Genomic DNA, 22,088 nt, shown 5'->3' with positions numbered 1-22,088 from the left:
TCCCTATATTTCCTGCACTTCGCGGTTCAACTGCACCCAACTCCTTCACAAATACTTGATGCAGATCAGAGTGGGCAGTTCCAATCGCTGCAACACCAAGGTCATCAACAGAACCAAAGGCAAAACAATGACCAAGAAACTCGCCGCATTGACCCTTTCCACCGCGTTGGTGGCTCTGGCTGCTCCTGCGTTTGCCCAATCTCAGGGGGATTGGACGCTCGGAATCGGTGTGGGGTACCTGGACCCGAAATCCAACAACGGAACACTGGCCGGTCTGAGCGCCGATATCGACTCGGATACGCGCCCGATCTTCACCGCCGAGTATTTCATCCAGGACAATCTGGGGATCGAGCTGCTGGCCGCGACCCCGTTCAAACATAACGTCACCTTGGGCGGAAGCGTGGACGCTGGCAGCGTCAAGCATCTGCCGCCCACCTTGTCGCTGAACTATCACTTCCCGACCAATAGCGCCTGGAAGCCCTATGTCGGCGCCGGTCTGAACTATACCATCTTCTTTGACGAGCAATCTGCCCTTGGCAACCTCAAGGTCGATGATTCCTTCGGCGTTTCGCTGCAAGCCGGTCTCGACTACATGATCACCGACAAAGGTGCGATCCGTCTGAATGTACGCTGGTTCGACATCGACTCGGACGTCACTCTGAACGGAGCCGATATTGGCACTGCGAACATCGACCCTTGGCTGGCCGGTATTTCCTACGTTCATCGCTTCTGATCCTTTGATCAAAACGCCCCGCTGTAACCTCGTCTGCGGGGCGTCTTCATTCAGCGCATTTCGTTCATCATTTCCCGGCCGATCAGCATCCGTCGAATCTCGCTGGTACCTGCGCCGATCTCCATCAGCTTGGCGTCCCGGAAGATTCGGCTGACCGGTGCATCCGACAGAAACCCTGCCCCGCCCAGCGCCTGAACCGCCTGATGCGCCTGAACCATCGCCTGTTCGGATGCGTAAAGACAGCACGCCGCTGCATCCTGCCGGGTGACGTCCCCACGATCACAGGCCTTCGCCACCTCATAGACATAGGCCCGTGCCGAGTTCATCGCGGTATACATGTCGGCAATCTTGCCCTGCATCAGTTGGAAGCTGCCAATCGGTTTGCCGAATTGCTTGCGCTCGGCCAGATACGGCATCACCTCATCCAGACAGGCGGCCATGATGCCGGTGCCGATCCCGGCCAGAACCACGCGCTCATAGTCCAGACCTGACATGAGCACGGCTACGCCCTTGCCCTCTTCTCCCAACACATTCTCGAACGGCACTTCAACATCTTCAAAGATCAGTTCAGCTGTGTTCGACCCGCGCATCCCCAACTTGTCGAAATGGGGCGAGGTCGAAAAACCCTTCATCTCTTTTTCAATCAGAAATGCCGTAATGCCTTTTGATCCGGCATCGGGGTCCGTCTTGGCATAAACCACCAGTGTATCCGCGTCCGGCCCGTTTGTGATCCAGTACTTGTTGCCGTTCAGGCGGTAATGGTCGTTGCGTTTTTCCGCCCGCAGCTTCATCGACACCACGTCCGAACCTGCGGAAGGTTCCGACATTGCCAGCGCGCCTACATGTTCGCCCGAGACCAGGCGCGGCAGGTATTTCTGTTTCTGCTCTTCCGTACCGTTCAGCTTGATCTGGTTCACACACAGATTGGAATGCGCCCCATAAGACAGCGAAACCGAGGCCGAGGCGCGCGCGACCTCTTCGACAGCAATTGTATGCGCCAAATAGGACATGCCCGCACCGCCGTATTCTTCTGGCACGGTGACACCCAAAAGACCAAGCTCTCCCATTTCTTTCCACAGTTCATTCGGAAAGCTGTTCTTGGCATCAATCTCAGCCGCCATCGGCTTGACGCGCTCCTGCGCCCACCGATGTACCATCTCGCGCAGGGCGTTCACATCCTCACCCAGATCAAACTTCATCGTGGCCATGAACATCTGTGTCCTCCCTCCGCATTAATGAACAATTGTTCAATAAATCTCTAACAGCGAATCTGTCTCCGGTCAATCTTTGTGAAAGCCTGGACCAAAACACAAAACGCCGCCCGGACCGGGCGGCGCTTTCAAGGGTCGAGCGTGCGCTGAAAGCGCACTCTGTTTGGCTAGGATTGATAAACTGCGCCCACTTCGGCTCGGATGATGCGCGCGATAACCCGGCAATCCTCCAGCGAAAAGGTCAGCGGCACACGCATATCCATGATGCCTGCCAGAACACGGTCACTTTCCGGCATCTGTTCACTTTCGAAATATCTCCAGCTGTCATAGCGCGACGTGAACCCTGTTGGCTCAGCCCCGCCAAACCATTTGATCTCGACCCCACGCGCGGCGCAGCGGCTGATAACGTCGGCTATCCGCTCAGGCGACCAATCCAGCAGCAGGAACTGGATCGAAGACCCGACATAGGTTTCCTCTTCGGGTCGCTCGACTATTGTCAGGCCCGGAGTGCCGCGCAGCCCGGTCTCGATCTCGCGATAGCGCTCGTTCCACCGTTCCACCTGCCGGTCCAGATCCCGCAACTGAGGGCGCAGGATGGCGGCACGCAAATTGTCCATGCGACCGGACACATTGGGTGTGGTGTACTTTATCCGCTCGAACACTTCAGGTCCCGGCGCCGCCAGATGGCGTTCATACAGCATGTATGACCCCGACAGCATTGTAGCCTTGGCCGCCAGTTCCGCGTCATCAGTAACCAGCAAACCGCCCTCGCCCGAGTTTACGTGCTTATAGGTCTGGCAAGAATAACACCCGACCGCGCCCTGCCGTCCCGACAACTGACCGCGCCAAGCCGCGCCCATCGTGTGTGCGCAATCCTCGATCACGATAACGCCTGCCGCGTCACACATCTGCATCAGACGATCCATGTCACACAGATGCCCGCGCATATGGCTGAGCATCAGGACACGGGCCTGATCCAGTTTGCCCTCAAGATCCTCCAGATCGATGGTCAGGTTTCCTGAGACGCCGACAAAGATCGCCCGCGCCCCGACCGAGGCAATTGATCCCGGCACCGGGGCCAGAGTGAACGCGTTGGTCAGAACCGGGTCGCCCGGCTGCACACCGACGGCCCGCAACGCGGTGGCAAGCGCATAACCGCCAGAGGAAACCGCCAGACAATACTTGGACCCCATCTGTGCCGCAAATTCCTGCTCTAGCAGGGCCGTTTCCCCCAACTCACCGGGGACCACGTTATAGCGATGCAGCCGCCCGTGACGCAAGACAGCCAGCGCTGCCTCAATTGCGTCGTCTGGAAGGGGTTCCTGCTGTGTGAAATTACCAGTGAATGTTTCTGTCATGGTCTTTTTCTGGATCTCCGACAGGGTCCGGTCAAGGTTTCAGGCTGCCGCACCGATCAGATCAGGCACAAGATCGGGCAAGTCGTCAAAGTGATGCAGCAGGGCTTCGGGCTCCAGCGCTGCCATGTCCTCTCCTGACGGTCCGAAAGTCACCAAAACCGATGGGACCCCTGCCGCTCGGGCGGTATTGCGGTCGGTATCCGAGTCTCCGATCAGCACGCACCAAGCCGGATCCCCCCCGGCCCGTCGAGCAGCCTCGCGCAGAGGGGCCGGGTCCGGCTTGCGCACTGGCAGCGTATCCGCCCCGACCAACGAGGCAAAACGATCCCGTACTCCCATGCGCGTCAGTAACAATTCGGCCAGATGTTCCGGCTTGTTGGTGCAAATGCCGACACCGTAGCCCGCGGTACTCAGAATCTCGACGGCCTGCAACGCTCCCGGATAGAAACTTGTGTGGGTGTCGATATCCTGCGCGTAAGCCTCAAGCAGAACAGGATAATAAGCCTGAACGGTGTCCTCGTCGTAAGCTCCAACTCGTTTCAACCCTTGTGTTAACATCATGCGACCGCCACGCAGCGCGATGCCTGCATCCTGCCCATGAACCAGGACATCACCATACCCCATTTCGCGAAAACAATGGTTCGCCGCCGCCAGCAAATCGCCCGATGTATCCGCCAATGTGCCGTCCAGATCGAAGATGACGGTCCGCATGTTGCCTCCTGTTTCGGCAGGTTTTCGCCGTGTCCTGTTTCAATCGGCAATCTTGTTTGATGGCCGAACAGCTTGCGCCTTTGCCCTCAGCGGATAAAACGGTCGACAACAAAACACAAAGAGAAAACGATTTCATGACCATTGCCCTTGTCATCCTTGCCGCCGGAAAAGGCACCAGGATGAATTCGGATCTTCCCAAAGTCCTGCATCCCATCGCTCAGGCTCCGATGCTTGTTCACGCGATGCGCGCCGGGTCTGTCCTGTCGCCCGAACGTACGGTGATCGTTACTGGCCACGGGTCCGAGGCAGTAGCAAAGGTTGCTCAGGACGAAGACGACGATGCCCGGATAGCCGTTCAGGAAGAACAGTTGGGTACGGCCCATGCGGTCGGTCAGGCCAGGACAGCACTGGACGGGTTCGACGGTGATATCGTGGTTCTTTACGGCGACACCCCGTTTTTACAACCCGACACGCTGGAACGGATGGTCGAGGCTCGATCCCGAAATGACCTGGTCATCCTTGGGTTCGATGCGGCTGATCCGGCCCGCTATGGCCGGTTGGTCATGAATGGCGACACGTTGGAACGCATTGTCGAATTCAAAGACGCATCAGATGAAGAGCGCGCCATAACATTTTGCAACTCGGGCCTTTTAGCTTGTAATGCCCGGTTGCTTTTTTCGCTGATTGATGCCGTTGAAAACAACAATGCCTCAGGCGAATACTATCTGACAGACGTAGTTCAGATCGCCCGCAACCGCGGTCTGAACGTAACCGCCATCGCCTGTGACGAGGCCCAGACGCTGGGCGTGAACTCACGCGCTGATCTAGCCGCCGCCGACGCGGTGTTTCAGGCGCGCGCGCGGGAAGAACTGCTGGATATAGGTGTCACATTAATGGCACCGGATACGGTATACTTGTCCGCAGACACTGTGATTGGGCGTGACACAGTAATCGAACCCAACGTGGTCTTCGGCCCCGGAGTGACCATCGAAAGCGGTGCGACTATCCGGGCCTTTTCCCATCTGGAAGGGTGCCATGTCAGTCGCGGCGCCATTGTCGGCCCTTACGCGCGGCTACGCCCCGGCGCGGAACTGGCCGAAAACACGCGGGTTGGCAATTTCGTCGAGATCAAGAATGCAGAAATCGCCGAAGGCGCGAAGGTCAACCACCTCAGCTATATCGGTGACGCATCAGTGGGTGCTGCGACGAATATCGGCGCAGGAACAATCACCTGCAACTATGATGGCGTGATGAAGCACAAAACCAACATTGGTGCGAATGTCTTTATCGGCTCCAACACCATGCTCGTGGCCCCAGTCACTGTGGGCGATGGCGCAATGACAGCGACAGGCACCGTGGTGACCAAAGACGTAGCGCCCGAGGCGTTGGCCGTGGCGCGCGCCAAGCAGGAAAACAAACCCGGCTACGCGCGAAAACTGTTTGATATGTTGAAGGCGAAGAAGGCTCGCCGCGATAACGAGGCCTGAGATATGTGTGGAATTGTAGGTGTCTTGGGGCAGCATGAAGCGGCTCCCATACTGGTAGAAGCCCTGAAACGGCTGGAATATCGCGGCTATGACAGCGCCGGGATTGCAACCGTTAATGACGGTGTCCTGGGTCGTCGGCGTGCGGTCGGCAAACTGGTCAACCTCAGCGATCTGTTGGTGCATGATCCGCTGCCCGGTAAATCCGGCATTGGTCACACCCGATGGGCCACACATGGTGCGCCTTCCGTCAACAACGCGCATCCCCACAAGGCGGGCCCGGTGGCCGTGGTTCACAACGGTATTGTCGAAAACTACCGCGACCTGAGGGCGGAACTGGCCAAACACGGCGTGGCCTTCAAGACCGAAACCGACACTGAAACCGTCGCGCTGATGACGGAACATCACCTCAACACAGGCATGTCCCCGATCGAGGCCGCTTTCAAGACCATCGACAAGTTGGAAGGTGCTTTCGCCCTTGCATTCCTTTTCGATGGTGAGGACGACCTGATTGTAGCGGCCCGCAAAGGATCACCCCTGGCCATCGGCCACGGCGATGGTGAGATGTATGTGGGCTCGGACGCCATTGCCCTTGCGCCGCTAACCAACCAGATCACTTATCTTGAGGAAGGCGACCGCGCGGTTCTGACCCGAACATCGCTGGAAATCCGCAACGAAGCCGGTGAACTGGCCAACCGGGAAAAGCGCAAGATCAAGCTGGATCATGCGCGCGCGGACAAGGGCGAGCACAAGCATTTCATGGCCAAGGAAATCGCTGAGCAGCCTATCGTCGTGGCCGAGGCCATCCGATCCTACCTGCCCACGGGCGGTGATCGAGTGGTGTTCCCCGACGCCGAGCTGGATTTCAGCAAGCTGGACCGTCTGACCATGGTCGCCTGCGGCACCGCGTTTTACGCCTGCCTGACCGCGAAATACTGGTTCGAACAACTGGCCAAGATGCCGGTCGAGGTCGATATCGCCAGCGAGTTTCGCTACCGCGAACCTCCGATCACGGGTCGCACACTGGCGCTGTTTGTCAGCCAGTCAGGAGAAACCGCCGACACCCTGGCAGCGCTGCGCTATTGCGAGGGCAAGGCGGACAAGATCGTTTCTGTCGTCAATGTTCCTGAAAGTTCGATTGCTCGGGAAAGCGATATCGCCCTGCCGATCCATGCTGGCGTTGAAATCGGTGTGGCTTCGACCAAAGCCTTCACCTGTCAACTAAGCGTTTTGCTGATGCTGGCGCTCAAGGCGGCGACAGATCGCGGCACCCTGACGGATGAGGAAATCGCCGATCATGCCGCTGCGCTGCGCGGATTGCCGACCGTGCTGAACACGGCACTGGATCAGAACCGGGCGATCCGCAAAGCAGCCCAACGCCTGTCCGAGGCGCGCGACGTTCTGTTCCTGGGCCGTGGCCTGATGTATCCGCTGGCAATGGAAGGGGCGCTGAAGCTCAAGGAAATCAGCTATATCCACGCCGAAGGCTATGCGTCAGGAGAGTTGAAACATGGCCCCATCGCCCTGATCGACAAACATATGCCCGTGGTTGTCATGGCGCCCCGTGACACGGTGTTCGACAAGACCGTGTCAAACATGCAGGAAGTGATGGCGCGCAAGGGCAAAGTGATCCTTGTGTCTGATGATGATGGAATTGACGAGGCCGGAGACGGAGTCTGGAGCACGATCCGGATGCCGCATGTTCACACCAGTCTTGCGCCGATCCTTTATTCGGTTCCCGCACAGTTGCTGGCCTATCACACAGCTGTAGCCAAAGGGACGGATGTAGACCAGCCGCGCAATCTGGCAAAATCAGTGACGGTAGAGTGACCCATGTCCAAACAGTTTCCCCAGCTTGATGACGCGCATCAAAAGTTCATCGAAGATCAGCATATGTTCTTCGTCGGCACCGCCGGGACCGAGGGAAAGGTCAATATCTCGCCCAAAGGTATGGACTCGCTGCGGGTGCTGGGGCCAAACCGCATCGTCTGGATGAACCTGACTGGCAGCGGCAACGAGACGGCGGGGCATCTGATGCAGGTCAACAGGATGACACTGATGTGGTGCTCCTTCACCACACGCCCACTGATCCTGCGCACATATGGCACAGCCCGCACTCTGCACGTCAGAGATGAGGGCTGGGATGAACTGGCCAATCTTTTCCCCAACCACCGCAGCGCGCGACAGATCTACGACCAGTCGATCGAAATGGTTCAGACCTCTTGCGGGTATGCAGTGCCATTCATGGAATTCCAGTCCGACCGCGACACGATGCAGAAATGGGTCGATGGCAAGACGGACGGCGACATCCGGTCTTATTGGGCCGAAAAGAACAGCCAGACGATTGACGGCGAACCGACAGGCGTTCCGGTCTGCCCCCAATGCTGACCCCTTTTCTTGATCAGATCAAAGCCCATACCGACCCCGAACGTGCGGGTCAGATGGCCAGTTATCACAAGGCGGATCGCGTCTATCTGGGTGTTGCCAATCCGGTTCTCAACGATCTGACCAAAACATGGCGGCAAGAGCTGGATGTGAACAAACGCGTGGCGCTGGCCAGGGCGCTGTGGCAAACCGATATCCACGAAGGGCGCCTTGCCGCGGCCAAGCTTCTGACCCAGGCCCGCATCCGGCCCGACGATCAGGTTTGGGACCTGCTTCAAAGCTGGCTACCGGACTTTGACGCCTGGGCCGTCGCCGATCATGCCTGCATGGCGATGCAAAAACGACTGATGACCGACCCCGAGAGGTTGGACGCCGTCGAACAGTGGACACAGTCCGATCACATGTGGACCCGGCGCGCCGCCCTTGTCGCAACGCTGCCCTGGACCAAACAGAACCACCCCAAGCCCGAAGACCTGCAACGCCGCGACCGTATCCTCGGCTGGGCCGCCGGATATGTCCCGGACCGCGACTGGTTCATTCAGAAATCAATCGCCTGGTGGCTGCGGGAACTGTCCAAACACGACCCCGAACGCGTGATCGCGTTTTTGGACAGACATGGTGATGCCATGAAGCCGTTTGCCCGCCGCGAAGCAGCCAAATACCTGAAAAGTCAGTCGGCATAAACCGCGACTTCGACCAGTTCGTCTAATGGCACCAGAAGGGCCCGCATGGCATCCAGCGACAAGCGACTGCCGCTACTTTCCGAGCCTGCGGCAGGAACCAGAGTGATATAGGCCTGCGCGCCGGTTCTGGGCACAACAACCCGCGCCGTTACCTCGCTATCGACCAGCGGCGTCTGCATCCAGCGTCCTGGTGTGGTCGGATCACCAAGCCCGGCAATGGTTGTTTTGGCCCCGACCCAACTGGGGCGTGCCGCAACCGGTTCGGGCTGAAGAACCTCCTCAGCGACAACCGGCGCAGTTTCGACATCCGATACGGCCTCAGCCGCCTCACCCCCGGACCCGAACACACGTTCCGTAGTTGCCCGGACAGTATCGCACCCGGTCAAAACAACGCATAGAAATACAAATGTCTTTTTCATGCCCGGAAACTACAATCCCATGCTGGCGTTATCCAGTGCAAAGCGCAGTTCGCACTTGTCGCAGGCAGGTTACAGCTTTACCTATGTCGCATGTCTGCTCCGCTCATCGACCCGTTTGCCCGCGCCATCACATATCTCCGCGTCTCCGTTACGGACCGCTGTGATTTTCGTTGCGTCTACTGCATGTCCGAAAACATGACCTTTCTGCCCAAGAAAGACCTTCTTACGCTGGAAGAGCTGGATCGCATGTGCTCGACCTTTGTAAGAATGGGCGTTGAGAAACTGCGCATTACCGGCGGTGAGCCATTGGTTCGTCGCAATATCATGACTTTCTTCAACGCCATGACTCGCCACTTGGACAGCGGTGCGTTGAAAGAGCTGACGCTGACGACAAACGGTTCGCAATTGCATCGCTTCTCCGAAGATCTTTATGCCGCCGGTGTGCGCCGTGTGAATGTATCCCTGGATACTCTGGATGACGACAAATTTGCTAAAGTCACACGCTGGGGCCGCCTCAAACAGGTACTGAACGGCATTGACGCGGCGCAAAAGGCAGGGCTGCGGATCAAGATCAACGCTGTTGCGCTCAAGGGGTTCAACGAACCCGAATTGCCCAAGATCACTGAATGGTGCGCCGAGCGCGACATGGACCTGACCTGGATCGAGGTCATGCCGATGGGCGATATCGGCAACGAGGATCGCCTGGACCAGTACTGGTCGCTCAAGGACGTGCGCAAAGAGTACGAAAACCATTACACAATCACGGATCTGGCCGAACGCACTGGCGGCCCGGCCCGCTATATCAGGCTGGAAGAAACCGGTCAGAAGATCGGCTTCATCACGCCCCTGTCCCACAATTTCTGCGAAAGCTGCAACCGAGTGCGCCTGACCTGTACTGGCGAGCTTTATATGTGTCTTGGGCAGGAGGACATGGCGGATCTGCGCGGCGCATTGCGGGATCACCCCGATACAGAACAGCCGCTTGAAGATGCCATCCGCGCGGCGATCAACCTGAAACCAAAAGGTCACGACTTCGACTATTCCCGCCAGTCCGTCGATGGCCGGATGAGCCGCCATATGAGCCATACAGGCGGCTGATACATGCCGGATCACCAAGACCGACCCACAGCGCTGTACTACCTGTACTGCGCCCTGATCTCTCTGGCCGCACCTCTGGTCTGGAGAACCGTCCGAAAGAAACTTGAGGCTGCGGGCGTAGCAGCCGACCGCCAGCTCGAGCGTCTTGGCCATGCCAGTCAGACCCGCCCCGCAGGGCAGTTGATCTGGTTCCACGCCGCCAGCGTCGGCGAAAGCCTGTCGGTCCTCACTCTGATCAATCGGCTGGGCACCTGCCTTCCCAAATCCGAGTTTCTGATCACCTCAGGCACGCCAACCTCAGCGGCCCTGATCGAAAAGCGCTTGCCGCCCCGCACCCGGCACCAGTACCCGCCGCTTGACACAGCCAACTCGGTCCAACGCTTTCTGGACCATTGGCAACCCGATGCCGGGATCTTCGTCGAAAGCGAGATCTGGCCGCGGCTGATTGTCGAAAGCGCAGGGCGCGACATTCCACTGGCTCTGCTGAATGCTCGATTGTCGGACAAATCTGTCGCCGGATGGAAGAAGCGCCCTAAAACGGCAAGGTTTATTCTGAATAAGTTTCGCCTGTTCCTGACGCAAAACGACAAAACAGCTGCCGACCTGATTGCCATGGGTGCCCCTGCCCAACGCGTGCAGCCCGGCACCAACCTCAAGGCCATGTCCGATCCTCTGCCTGTGGACCAGAACACGCTGGATGACATTCGCGCGCAATTAGCCGCCAGACCGGTCTGGATCGCCAGTTCCACCCATGCCGGAGAAGAAGACAGCGTTCTGGCAGCCCACAAGGCATTGTTGCAGCATTGGCCCGACCTTCTGCTGCTACTGATCCCACGCCACCCCGAACGACGCGGTGAGGTTGCAGAACTTCTGAACAACGCCGGGTTCAAGGCGTCCTTCCGGTCAAAAAACGCACCGATCACAGATACGACGCACGTGTATGTTGCCGATACACTGGGCGAAACCGGAACCTGGTACGCGCTTTGCCCGATCGTTTTCCTTGGGGGATCACTGAAAGATATTGGCGGACACAACCCATTTGAACCGGCACAGGCCGGGGCCGCAGTGATCACCGGCCCGGGGTATTTCAACTTTGCAGAAACCTTTGCCCCGCTGATCGACGCCAAGGGCGCTGTCGAGGTCCAGACATCCGCTGACCTCTCTGAGGCCGTTTCACATTGGCTGTCGGACCAGAATGCCCTCCAAGCCGCCAGAACGGCTGCACAATCCTGCGTCATCACGCAATCGACCGCCTTGGATGCCGTCGTCGAAACCCTCTGCACGGTGCTTGATCTGCAAGCAGAGGATCCCGCTTCATCTGGCTAGAAGTATCCCGGGGGGGTGGGGGCAGAGCCCCCACACTCTCCATCAGGCGGCTGGCATCCGCTGTTCAACAATCTCCGCCCACCAGCTGCATCCGGCCGGAATGGCTTCGTCGTTGAAATTGTATTCCGGGTGATGAACCATTGCGGTGTCACCGTTGCCCACAAGAATATAAGCGCCTGGGCGTTCCTCCAGCATGAAGGCAAAATCTTCGCCCCCCATGACCAAAGGTGCCTCGTCGCAATCACCGGACACCGACCGGGCCACATCCGCCGCAAACTCTGTTTGCTCGTCGCTGTTCACCATCACCGGATATCCACGAATATAGGTCACGTCAGCGGTGCCGCCAAACGTGGCCGCAACACCGTTGCAAATCTCGTTGATCCGCTTTTCAGCCAGATCCCGCATGCCCTTGCTCATGGTGCGCACCGTGCCTTTGATCTGCACGGTCTGAGGGATCACATTGAACGCCTTGGATGACGTCTCGAACGATGTCACTGACACCACAACCTGATCAATCGGGTCGGCATTGCGCGAAGAAATCGTTTGCAGCATTAGGACAGCCTGCGCTGCCAGTACTGTGGTATCCACGGTCTCATGCGGTTTGGCCGCATGTCCGCCGCGACCCTCAAAGGTGATGTCGAACTGATCGGTTGCCGCAAAGAACGACCCCGGTCGGATTGCGAACTTGCCGACAGGCTGTCCCGGCCAGTTATGCATGCCGTAGACTTCCTGAATGTTCCAGCGGTCCATCATGCCGTCTTCGCACATTTCGCGGCCACCGCCACCACCTTCCTCAGCAGGTTGGAAGATCACGACAACGGTGCCGTCAAAGTTGCGGGTTTCCGACAGGTACTTTGCCGCCCCCAGCAACATCGCGGTGTGCCCGTCATGACCACAGGCATGCATCGCACCCGGCGTTTTCGAGGCATAGTCCAACCCCGTTGCCTCATGTATCGGCAATGCATCCATATCTGCGCGCAGGCCGATCACCTTTCCCTTGCTGTCCGACTTGCCTTTGATCACCCCCACAACGCCGGTACGTCCGATACCGGTCACAACCTCATCGCATCCGAACCCCTTCAGCTTCTCGGCCACCTTCGCGCTGGTGCGGTGGGTCTCAAACAGGATCTCTGGATTTTCGTGCAGATCCCTTCGCCATTCCGTGATTTCATTCTGCAATTCGGCAAAGCGGTTCTTGACTGGCATGTCTTTTCTCTCCTGATTCAGGTCAAGCCGCCGGCATCCGGCGCTCGACCATTTCCGCAAACCACGAGCATCCAATGGGGATGATCTCGTCATTGAAATTGTATTCGGGGTGGTGCAACCCGGCACTGTCACCGTTGCCCAAAACGATGAATGCACCGGGCCTCTCTTCCAGCATGAACGAGAAATCCTCGCCCCCCATCACCATCGGCGCTTCAATGCAACTGCCCCCGACCGACACCGCAGCCTCTGCTGCATATCCCGTCTGGGCTTCGGCATTGATCGTCACCGGAACACCGCGCGTATAGGTGACGTTCACGGACCCGCCAAATGTTGCGGCGGTCCCTTCCGAGACTCCCTTCAGCCGTTGTTCGATCAGGTCGCGCAACTCGTTGGAATGGGTCCGAACGGTGCCGCGTATCCGTGCCGATTGCGGGATCACGTTGAACGCTTTCGAGGACGTCTCGACCGAGGTCACAGACAGCACGGCCTGCAAAATCGGATCCGCGTTGCGCGACACGATCGTCTGCAACGCCACGATCAGCTGCGACAGCATCACCGTTGTATCAATCGTCTGATGAGGTTTTGCCGCGTGGCCGCCGCGCCCTTCAAGATGGATGTCAAACTCGTCCGCCGCTGCCAGCAACGGGCCCGAACGAATGGCAAACTGCCCGGTAGGAACACCCGGCACATTGTGCATCGCATAGACTTCCTGAATGCCGAACCGATCCATCAGACCGTCCTTGCACATGGCCTCGGCGCCATTCCCACCTTCTTCGGCAGGCTGAAAGATCACAATTGCCGTGCCATCAAAATTGCGGGTTTCCGCCAAATACTTGGCGGCCCCCAAAACCATCGCAGTATGCCCGTCATGACCGCATGCATGCATCGCATTCGGTATTTCTGAGGCATAGTCCAACCCGGTCTGTTCCTGCATCGGCAGGGCGTCCATATCGGCGCGCAAGCCAATCACACGGCCCCGCGTATCGCTTTTGCCGCGAATGACCCCGACGACTCCGGTGCGACCGATGCCGGTCACGACCTCGTCGCAACCAAACTCGTTCAGCTTTTCCGCAACCAGCGCACTGGTGCGGTGGGTGTCGTACAGAATTTCCGGGTGTTGGTGAATGTCACGCCGCCACGCGGTGATCTCATCATGCATCTCTGCGAGACGGTTCTTGATCGGCATGTCATTCTCCCTGTTTCATGCGACAGCCAATCGTCGTTCCACAAGCTCGGCAAACCAGCTGCAACCGGCGGGGATCGCGTCGTCGTCAAAGTTGTATAGCGGGTGGTGGCACATGGCCGTATCCCCGTTCCCGATAAAGATGTACGCGCCGGGGCGTTCTTCAAGCATATAGGCAAAATCTTCGGACGGCATGATCGGGTCCGTGCTGTCATTGACCTTGCCCGCAACCGCAGCTGCCGCCTCGGCCGCATAGCCTGTTTCGGCCTCGGAATTCACTGTCACCGGGTATCCCGGTGTCCAGATAACCTCCGCCTTCGCGCCAAAGGCCGAGGCCGTATCCTCGGCGATCCGGCGCACGCGTTCTTCGGCGATTGTGCGATACTCGGGGTCAAGTGTCCGCACGGTTCCCTGCAAACGAACCGTATGAGCGATCACGTTCGACGCTACGCTGTCCGTCACAAACGTCCCAACGGTGAGGACAACTCGCTTGATCGGGTCAACGGTCCGGGACACCACTGATTGCAAGGCAACAACGATGTGCGAGGCCACCAGTGTCGTATCCACCGCCTCATGCGGCGCAGCGGCGTGTCCGCCCTTGCCAGTGACGGTGATTTCAAACTCATCGGACGAGGCCAGCAACGCACCGGGTCGAATTGCGAACTCTCCCACCGGAAGACCGGGCATATTGTGCATGCCATAGACCTCGTGAATGCCCCAGCGGTCCATCAACCCGTCCTGACACATGGCCAGACCGCCGGCCCCGCCTTCCTCGGCAGGCTGGAAGATCAGAACTACGGTGCCATCGAAATTGCGCGTTTCGGAAAGGTACTGCGCGGCCCCAAGCAGCATCGAAGTATGCCCGTCATGTCCACAGGCGTGCATCTTGCCCGACACGGTCGAGGCATAGTCCAGCCCTGTCGCCTCTTCAATCGGAAGCGCGTCCATGTCTGCACGCAGGCCGATGACGCGCCCCTGCGTATCCGTGCGCCCTTTGATCACCCCGACAACGCCCGTTTTGCCAACGCCCGGAGTGATCTCGTCCACTCCAAATTCTTTCAGACGGGCAGCGACAAACGCCGCAGTTTCATGGACGTCATACATCAGCTCCGGATGGGCGTGCAGGTGGCGACGCCATTCGGTGATCTCGCCATGCATTTCTGCAAGTCTGTTTTTTACGGGCATCTCAAGACCTCCCTCTCAACCGCTGGCACCATTTTAGACCGGGCTAGGCGCATAGTTTTTCAACCAATCGCTGCATGAATTTATGACCGGCTTCGAATTGTTCAATCGTAATGAACTCATTCGGCTGATGGGCCTGCGCTATGTCTCCGGGTCCGCATATCACGGCAGAATACCCGGCCTCCTGAAACTGACCTGCCTCGGTCCCGTAACTGACCACATGGCTTGCGTTGTCTCCGGTCAGGGCGCGTACCAGAGCTTCGGCTTCACCATCCTCTTCCGGGATCAACCCCGGAATCGCGAAGTTTTCAGTCAGTTCGATGCGGGTATCCGGGTGAACGGCCTGCATCTGAGCCTCAACTTGCCGAACCTGTTCGAAATAGGCATCGCGCCATTGAGCCTGCGTTTCATCGGGCACAGTCCGGAAATCCATCATGAACCGGCAGTCTTTGGCGGTAATGTTATGGGCTGTTCCGCCTTCAATCATACCGACGTGGCAGGTTGTCCAGGGTGGATCGAACACGGCAGCAACGGTACTGGGTTGCGCCGCCATGTTTCGCGCGTTCTGTTGGTTGGCCCAGTCGATCAACGGGGCCGCCGCCATGATGGCGTTGACGCCTGTGTGCATGATCGAGCTGTGAACTTCGAACCCGACCATATGGGTGTCAAAGCCGAACCCACCCTTGTGACCCGTCACCGCCTGCATCATCGATGGCTCGCCCACAACCACCGCCGAGCCTTTGGGGAGAACGCCCTGCATCGCCTCGATCATCGGCGGCGCCCCGGTACACCCGACTTCCTCATCAAAACTCAGCGCAAGTTGGAGCGGTCGTTTCACACTTGCGTAATGCGCCTCGACCAGCGCCCAGATGGCAAGCGCATCAAATCCCTTCATGTCACAGGTGCCGCGCCCGAAATATTTGCCGTCCTCCTCGGTCACGGTGAAGGGGTCGGTGTCCCAGGGTTGCCCGTCAACCGGTACGACATCCGTGTGCCCGGACAGCACAACTGCGCCTTCTTCCAAGGGACCGACATGCGCAAAGATCGCCGCCTTATGCGGCTGATCCGGATCAGGCCAGCGGTGCGACGTGATCCCATGGCTTTGCAGGTATTCTTCCACCCAGCCGACCAACGGCAGGTTGGTGTCACGACTCACGGTTGGGAATGAGATCAGCTTGGTCATGATCTCAAGCGGCGTCAGGCGCTTGGCCATCGTGTCAGTACCCACTGTCTGTAGTCAGGATAAAGTGACCCGGTTCAACCTCTTGATATTGCGAGGGTTCCGGTTTGTAATCGACAGGATGGATCGGTGACGGGATCGGTTTGAAGTTCAGGTCTTTTTCAGTCTTTCGCTTGTTCGGATCAGCAATTGGAACTGCCTTCATCAATGCCTGCGTATAGGGGTGTTGCGGGTTTTCAAACACACGTGCACGCGGGCCCAGTTCCACAATGCGGCCCAGATACATAACGCCGACATAGTGGCTGACACGTTCAACCACGGCCATGTCATGGCTGATGAACAGATAGGACAGCCCCAGATCGGACTGCAGCTCCATCATCAGGTTCAGAACCTGCGCCTGAACCGACACGTCGAGGGCCGAGACCGCCTCATCCGCGATGATCAGCTTGGGGTTCAGGGCCAGTGCGCGGGCAATCGCGATCCGCTGACGCTGTCCCCCGGACATTTCATGCGGGAAACGACGCATGAAGCTGCGCGGCAGCTGCACCTTGTCGAACAATTGCGCGACGCGGTCCTGCAATTCGGATCCCGACGCCACGCCATAGTTGCGCATCGGCTCGGCAACCTGATCGACCAGCTGCATCTGTGGGTTCAGCGAGGCGAACGGGTCCTGAAAGATCATCTGCATGTCCAGCCGCGCCTTGCGCAGGCCGGACGGGTCCAGCTTCATGATATCGACACCGTCCAGATTGACCTCGCCCGCCATCGGCTCGACCAGCCGCAGGATCGAACGCCCGGCCGAGGACTTTCCGCACCCGGATTCACCCACAAGGCTGAGTGTCTGACCTTTGTTCAGTGTGAATGACACATCCTCGACCGCATGAACGTTCGAGATCGTGCGCCGCAGAAGACCACCTTTGACAGGAAACCGCGTGGTCAGGTTCTTTACGGTCAACAAAACTTCTTCGGTTCCGGGGATGGGCGCAATTTTCTGCCCCTCGACACCCAGCAACTTCATCGGTTCAGGTGCCGACTTGCCCTGCATTTCACCCAGTTTCGGTACTGCGGCCAAAAGGGCCTTGGTGTAATCATGCTGCGGGTTTTCAAAGATTTCCTTGACGGTCCCCTCTTCGACCTTGTTGCCGCGATACATGACAACAACACGGTCAGCCATCTGGGCAACCACGGCCATGTCGTGGGTGATGAACATCACCGCAGTTCCGGTTTCGCGCTTGAGGCGATCCATCAGGGCCAGGATCTCGGCCTGAATGGTCACGTCCAGCGCTGTGGTTGGTTCATCGGCGATCAGCAGGCGGGGTTCGCAGGCCATGGCCATCGCGATGACGACACGCTGGCGCATCCCGCCCGACAGCTCGTGCGGGTATTGTTTCAGACGACGCTCGGGCTCGGGGATGCGAACCTGGCGCAGCAACTCAAGCGCCCGGTCCTCGGCCTGCGCCTTTGACATCTGCTTGTGGATGCGCAGGCCTTCGGTCAACTGGCGACCAACGGTAAAAACCGGATTAAGCGCCGTCATCGGCTCCTGAAAAATCATCCCGATCTCGTTGCCGCGAATCTGTTTCATCAGATCCGGATCGGCTTTGGACAGGTCCATCTTGCCCCCATCGCGGCGATCAAACAGAAGTTCACCACCCGCGATTTCACCCCCACCGAACTCGACCAACCGCATCAGCGACAGCGACGACACCGATTTTCCAGACCCCGATTCGCCAACGATACAAACGGTTTCACCTGGTTTGACCTCGAACGAGACATCCTCAACACCGACAACGGGGCCATCCTTCGTCTGAAACTCCACCCGCAGTTTTTTAATCTGTGCAATAGGCTGATCCAGCACGCGCGCGCTCCCTTGACGACGGTATTCTTTTTCTGAATTCCGAACGCTAAGGCGGGCCGCCGGGAAAAGTCAAACCCATTACACATTTTCGCGACGGCACTACTTGCATTTTTCTCAGGTTCTGTTTCGATACGCCATGTAACCGACCTGGGGAGGCGGCGCAGACCGAAATCGTTAGCGCTATTATCTTTGTTGATCAGAACCTTACCTTGGGGCGGCAACGCCAAACCCGCAGGCCTTGCGGAGATAATCGAGACACGAACGTGTCCAACTTGGGAGTAACTTATGAAAATCAAAACCCTTTTGCTTGGTGCGATTGCAAGCACAGCGATGGCCCCGATGGCCTTTGCCGAGCGCGGATCGGACGGCAATGTCAGCATCATTTACTGGCAGGCACCGTCGATCCTGAACCCGTTCCTTTCGGGTGGCACCAAGGATGTGGAGTCGGCTTCGCTGGTGATCGAACCGCTCGCCCGCTACGATCAGGACGGCAACATGGTGCCTTATCTGGCATCGGAAATTCCAACCGTTGAAAACGGTGGTGTCAGCGAAGATCTGACCTCGATCACTTGGAAAATCGCACCGGGAATCACCTGGTCTGATGGTAGTCCGTTCACTTCTGCGGACGTGAAATTCACCGCAGACTACTGCATGCACCCCGAAGGTGGCTGCGCGCAGGTGACCAAATTCGAAGGTGTCACATCGGTCGAAGCCGTGGACGATCTGACCGTAAAGGTCACGTTCGATGCACCGACCCCGTTCCCTTATGGTCCGTTTGTCGGCGGTGAAAGCCCAATCATTCAGGCCGCACAGTTCGCTGACTGCCTGGGCGCGAAGGCCCCCGAATGCACCGAGCAGAACTTTAACCCGATCGGCACCGGCCCATTTGTCGTCACCGAGTTCAAGCCGAACGACGTGATCACCATGAAGGCAAACGACAACTACCGTGATCCGGCAAAACCTGCCTTTGCGACGCTGACCTTCAAAGGTGGCGGCGATGCGACAGCGGCGGGCCGCGCGGTGATGGAAACCGGCGAATTTGACTATGCTTGGAACCTGCAGCTGGCACCTGAGGTGATCCAGCAGATGCAGGAAGGTGGCAAGGGCACTCCGGTCGCAGGCTTCGGCCCGCTAGTCGAGCGCATCATGCTGAACCAGACCAACCCGTCGCCCGATCTGCCGGAAGGCGAGCGTTCGACTGCTGCGCACCCGCATCCGTTCCTGAAGGATCCTGCGGTTTACAAGGCGATGTCTCTGGCAATCGACCGTCCGCTGCTGGTGGAAATTGGCTATGGTCAGGCCGGTCAGGTCACCTGTAACTGGGTTCCGGCCCCGGCTGCCGTGAATTCGGACACCTTTTCCTGTGACACGCAGGACATCGAAGGTGCGAAGAGACTGCTGGATGACGCGGGTATCGTAGACTCTGATGGCGACGGCGTTCGTGAAAAAGACGGCGTTCCGCTGAAGATCGTATACCAGACGTCGACCAACGCCGTCCGTCAGGACTTCCAAGCGCTAATCAAGGAATGGTGGAGCCAGATCGGTATCGAAACCGAGCTGCGCAACATCAACGCATCGGTCTTCTTCGGCGGTGACCCGGGTTCGCCCGACACGTTCCAGAAGTTCTATGCGGACGTTGAAATGTACGCCAACACCTTCAACGGCACCGACCCGCAGTCCTATCTGGGCAACGGCCTGTGCGACAAGGCACCCAAGCCGGAATCGCAGTGGCAGGGTGAGAACATCAGCCGCTTCTGCAACGAAGAATTCGACAAGCTGCATGGTCAGCTGGCCGAAACCGCTGGTGCGGAAGAGCGTGCGAAAATCGCCCGTCGTCTGAACGACATCATGGTTGAAAACGGCGGCATGATCCCGCTGGTGCACCGTGGCCGTCTGTCAGCGCACGCAAACACCCTGGGTGGCGTGATCCTGAATGTTTGGGACAGCGAGCTGTGGAATGCAGCAGACTGGTACCGCAAGACCGGGTCCTAAGCGTTAAACCTGCCAAGCCGCGCCCCGATCTTCGGGGCGCGGTCATTTGCAGGCCGCTCCAACAAGAAGACGCATCAACAAAGGCGCCTTTGAATGCTCAACTTTACAATCAGACGACTGGTGTTGGCGGTGCCCACACTGCTGTTCATCAGCCTCGTCATCTTCCTGCTGCTCGAACTTGCCCCTGGCGACCCGATGGCACAGGTTCCACTCACCGTTCCCCCGGAAGTCAAAGAGAAGATGCGCGAGGCGCTTGGCCTCGGCCAGCCGATGCATATCCGGTTCTGGAAATGGATCGTGCAGTTCTTCTGGATAGAACCGCAGGTATTGGTCGATTCTGTATTCGGCACAACTTTCTCCGAAGGCGACCTGCGCGTGATTTCCTGGCAGACACGCTCGCCGGTCATGGACATCGTCGTTCAGCGTATCCCGCAGACCCTGTGGGTTGTCGGCACCGCCTATGTGGTCGCCATCCTGATCGCGCTGCCCATCGGCATCTATTCGGCCTACCGTCAGTATTCCTGGTTCGACCAGATGGGTACTTTCGTGTCGATGGTCGGCTTTTCCGTTCCACCCTTCTTTTCGGGCGTGCTGGTAATCGTGATCTTTTCAGTCCAGCTGGGCTGGTTCCCGTCGATCTATGACACCACGCTGGTGGTCAACAGCTGGGACAGCTTTGTTGTGCAGCTCAAACAGATGATCATGCCGGTCATGGTTCTGGCCTTGCAGATCACCGCACAACTCAGCCGGTTCATGCGCGCGTCCATGCTGGATAACCTCAATCAGGATTACGTTCGCACCGCCCGCGCCAAGGGTCTCAGCGAATATACCGTGGTCATGGTTCACGTCCTGCGAAACTCGATGATCCCGGTGGTCACCGTGATCGCGCTGGGTATTCCGTCCATCTTTGGTGGCGCCATCATCACCGAGCAGGTGTTCAAGGTGAACGGAATCGGGCAGTTGCTGATCGGCGCGATTCAGGCCAATGATCTGCCGATGGTGCAAACCCTGACCTTTATTTTCGCCGTACTGATCGTCTTGTTCAACCTGATCGCTGACGTACTTTATGGCATTCTGGACCCGAGGATTCGATATGACTGATCATGATCGTACCGATACGCTGGTCCCGGACGAAGGACTTGCACCAGCCTCAACCGCCTTGCCGACAGCCGACGTGATGGAAGAACTGGCCACCCCTCCCCGCAGCCAATGGCGCGATGTTTGGGATCAGTTCAAGACCCACAAAGGCGCAATGGTCGGGGCGATCCTGTTTATCATCATCGTTGCCGGTGTCTATCTGGGCCCGTATCTGTGGAGCATTGATCCAACCCAGATCGATATCCGGTCGCGCAATCAGGGGCCCAGTTGGGCGCATCCCTTTGGCACCGACCAATTGGGTCGCGACATTCTTGCGCGCATGATGTCGGGTGGTCAAACCTCAGTCTCGGTTGGCATAACCGCGATGTTGCTGGCGCTGTTTCTGGGTTCGTTCATCGGCGTTCTGGCGGGATTCTTCAGGCGGCTCGATGGGCCGCTGATGCGCCTGACCGACCTGTTTCTGGCCCTGCCCCTGCTGCCTTTGCTGCTGGTCATGATGCTTCTGTTCCGCGAGCCCCTGTCAGCGGCTTTTGGGCTGGAGCGCGGGATTTTCATCCTGATCGTCTGCGCCATCGGCATCACCTCATGGATGCCGACTGCACGGATCGTGCGCGGTGACGTGCTGGCCATCAAGGAACGTGAATTCGTTCTGGCCGCACGCTCCATCGGCACCAGCAACAGCCAGATCATCACGCGGCATATCCTGCCGAACGTTCTTTCGCCGATCATGGTGTCGGCAACACTGGGGATTGCCACAGCGATCATCACCGAAAGCGCGCTGTCCTTCCTTGGGTTGGGCTTCCCGCCCGACTTCCCGACATGGGGCCGCCTGTTGTTTGATGGTGTCGACTATCTTCAGCAATACCCCGAGCGTGTATTCTGGCCCGGGCTGGCAATCTCGCTGACTGTGCTGAGCGTCAACTATCTGGGTGATGGTCTGCGCGACGCGCTGGATCCCCGCATTCGCGGACGCTGAAACAA

19 protein-coding genes are annotated in these 22,088 nt (G+C 58.2%); 10 read left to right on the top strand and 9 right to left on the bottom strand.

From position 1 onward, the window contains the following. Positions 1-127 precede the first annotated feature (127 nt). Positions 128-733: an OmpW/AlkL family protein gene (locus AC2FLO_RS08910; protein WP_480583163.1), complete on the top strand. Its 606-nt coding sequence runs from the start codon at positions 128-130 to the stop codon at positions 731-733. Between the two features lie 50 nt (positions 734-783). Here AC2FLO_RS08910 and AC2FLO_RS08905 read toward each other — a convergent pair whose 3' ends face one another. The 3 genes from AC2FLO_RS08905 to AC2FLO_RS08895 form a co-directional block, all read right to left on the bottom strand. After that, a complete protein-coding gene (locus tag AC2FLO_RS08905; RefSeq protein ID WP_267362877.1) occupies positions 784-1,947 on the bottom strand; it encodes an isovaleryl-CoA dehydrogenase in 1,164 nt (387 codons plus the stop codon). 164 nt (positions 1,948-2,111) lie between these two features. Continuing rightward, positions 2,112-3,302 carry a DegT/DnrJ/EryC1/StrS family aminotransferase gene (locus AC2FLO_RS08900; protein ID WP_496752600.1) on the bottom strand — a complete coding sequence of 397 codons (1,191 nt, stop codon included), beginning with the start codon at positions 3,300-3,302 and terminating at the stop codon, positions 2,112-2,114. A 39-nt stretch (positions 3,303-3,341) separates the two neighbouring features. After that, positions 3,342-4,013: an HAD-IA family hydrolase gene (locus AC2FLO_RS08895; protein ID WP_480583157.1), complete on the bottom strand. Its 672-nt coding sequence runs from the start codon at positions 4,011-4,013 to the stop codon at positions 3,342-3,344. Between the two features lie 134 nt (positions 4,014-4,147). On the opposite strand from AC2FLO_RS08895, the gene glmU reads away from it, so the two are divergent. From glmU to AC2FLO_RS08875, 4 genes are read left to right on the top strand one after another with little or no spacing between them, the layout of a single operon-like run. Then, a complete protein-coding gene (glmU, locus tag AC2FLO_RS08890) occupies positions 4,148-5,500 on the top strand; it encodes a bifunctional UDP-N-acetylglucosamine diphosphorylase/glucosamine-1-phosphate N-acetyltransferase GlmU (RefSeq protein WP_496752602.1) in 1,353 nt (450 codons plus the stop codon). A 3-nt stretch (positions 5,501-5,503) separates the two neighbouring features. Next, positions 5,504-7,327, top strand: a complete 1,824-nt coding sequence (glmS, locus tag AC2FLO_RS08885) for a glutamine--fructose-6-phosphate transaminase (isomerizing) (protein WP_496752604.1) — start codon at positions 5,504-5,506, stop codon at positions 7,325-7,327. Positions 7,328-7,330: 3 nt separating this feature from the next. Continuing rightward, positions 7,331-7,885, top strand: coding sequence for a pyridoxamine 5'-phosphate oxidase family protein (locus AC2FLO_RS08880; protein WP_496752606.1), 555 nt, complete (start codon positions 7,331-7,333; stop codon positions 7,883-7,885). Then, on the top strand, positions 7,879-8,565 hold the full coding sequence (locus tag AC2FLO_RS08875; protein ID WP_496752608.1) for a DNA alkylation repair protein: 687 nt from the start codon (positions 7,879-7,881) through the stop codon (positions 8,563-8,565). Before AC2FLO_RS08880 ends, AC2FLO_RS08875 begins: the two co-directional genes overlap by 7 nt. Here the strand turns inward: AC2FLO_RS08875 and AC2FLO_RS08870 are convergent. Continuing rightward, complete coding sequence (locus AC2FLO_RS08870; RefSeq protein ID WP_496752610.1) at positions 8,553-8,984, bottom strand: hypothetical protein; 432 nt, start codon at positions 8,982-8,984, stop codon at positions 8,553-8,555. The two genes, AC2FLO_RS08875 and AC2FLO_RS08870, sit on opposite strands and share 13 nt — an antisense overlap. Positions 8,985-9,074: 90 nt before the next feature. Here AC2FLO_RS08870 and moaA point away from each other — a divergent pair, with 90 nt between their 5' ends. After that, on the top strand, positions 9,075-10,082 hold the full coding sequence (gene moaA, locus AC2FLO_RS08865; protein WP_267362895.1) for a GTP 3',8-cyclase MoaA: 1,008 nt from the start codon (positions 9,075-9,077) through the stop codon (positions 10,080-10,082). 3 nt (positions 10,083-10,085) lie between these two features. Continuing rightward, a complete protein-coding gene (locus AC2FLO_RS08860) occupies positions 10,086-11,408 on the top strand; it encodes a 3-deoxy-D-manno-octulosonic acid transferase (protein ID WP_496752612.1) in 1,323 nt (440 codons plus the stop codon). A gap of 42 nt (positions 11,409-11,450) precedes the next feature. Here AC2FLO_RS08860 and AC2FLO_RS08855 read toward each other — a convergent pair whose 3' ends face one another. Genes AC2FLO_RS08855 through AC2FLO_RS08835 form a run of 5 tightly spaced genes read right to left on the bottom strand, consistent with a single transcriptional unit; the run spans position 11,451 to position 18,017 of the window. Then, on the bottom strand, positions 11,451-12,614 hold the full coding sequence (locus AC2FLO_RS08855; RefSeq protein WP_496752614.1) for a M20 aminoacylase family protein: 1,164 nt from the start codon (positions 12,612-12,614) through the stop codon (positions 11,451-11,453). A 22-nt stretch (positions 12,615-12,636) separates the two neighbouring features. Continuing rightward, positions 12,637-13,800: a M20 aminoacylase family protein gene (locus AC2FLO_RS08850; protein WP_496752616.1), complete on the bottom strand. Its 1,164-nt coding sequence runs from the start codon at positions 13,798-13,800 to the stop codon at positions 12,637-12,639. A gap of 15 nt (positions 13,801-13,815) precedes the next feature. Next, entirely contained in the window at positions 13,816-14,982 is a 1,167-nt protein-coding gene (locus tag AC2FLO_RS08845) for a M20 aminoacylase family protein (protein ID WP_496752617.1), read from the bottom strand. Positions 14,983-15,025: 43 nt separating this feature from the next. Next, positions 15,026-16,192 (bottom strand): acetylornithine deacetylase, encoded by a 1,167-nt coding sequence (argE, locus tag AC2FLO_RS08840; RefSeq protein ID WP_496752618.1) that lies wholly within the window; start codon positions 16,190-16,192, stop codon positions 15,026-15,028. A 4-nt stretch (positions 16,193-16,196) separates the two neighbouring features. Further along, entirely contained in the window at positions 16,197-18,017 is a 1,821-nt protein-coding gene (locus AC2FLO_RS08835; protein WP_496752619.1) for an ABC transporter ATP-binding protein, read from the bottom strand. A 285-nt stretch (positions 18,018-18,302) separates the two neighbouring features. On the opposite strand from AC2FLO_RS08835, the gene AC2FLO_RS08830 reads away from it, so the two are divergent. From AC2FLO_RS08830 to AC2FLO_RS08820, 3 genes are all read left to right on the top strand, one after another. Then, a complete protein-coding gene (locus AC2FLO_RS08830) occupies positions 18,303-20,009 on the top strand; it encodes a peptide ABC transporter substrate-binding protein (protein WP_496752621.1) in 1,707 nt (568 codons plus the stop codon). A 93-nt stretch (positions 20,010-20,102) separates the two neighbouring features. Further along, complete coding sequence (locus AC2FLO_RS08825; RefSeq protein ID WP_209504480.1) at positions 20,103-21,110, top strand: ABC transporter permease; 1,008 nt, start codon at positions 20,103-20,105, stop codon at positions 21,108-21,110. Beyond that, the gene (locus AC2FLO_RS08820) at positions 21,103-22,083 is read left to right on the top strand and encodes an ABC transporter permease (protein WP_267366742.1); all 981 of its coding nucleotides are present in this window, start codon (positions 21,103-21,105) and stop codon (positions 22,081-22,083) included. The genes AC2FLO_RS08825 and AC2FLO_RS08820 overlap by 8 nt, the downstream gene beginning before the upstream one ends. Positions 22,084-22,088: the final 5 nt, after the last annotated feature.

It is taken from the genome of Ruegeria sp. TASC047 (assembly GCF_059612445.1).
This window is presented reverse-complemented; position numbering and strand designations above follow the sequence as displayed.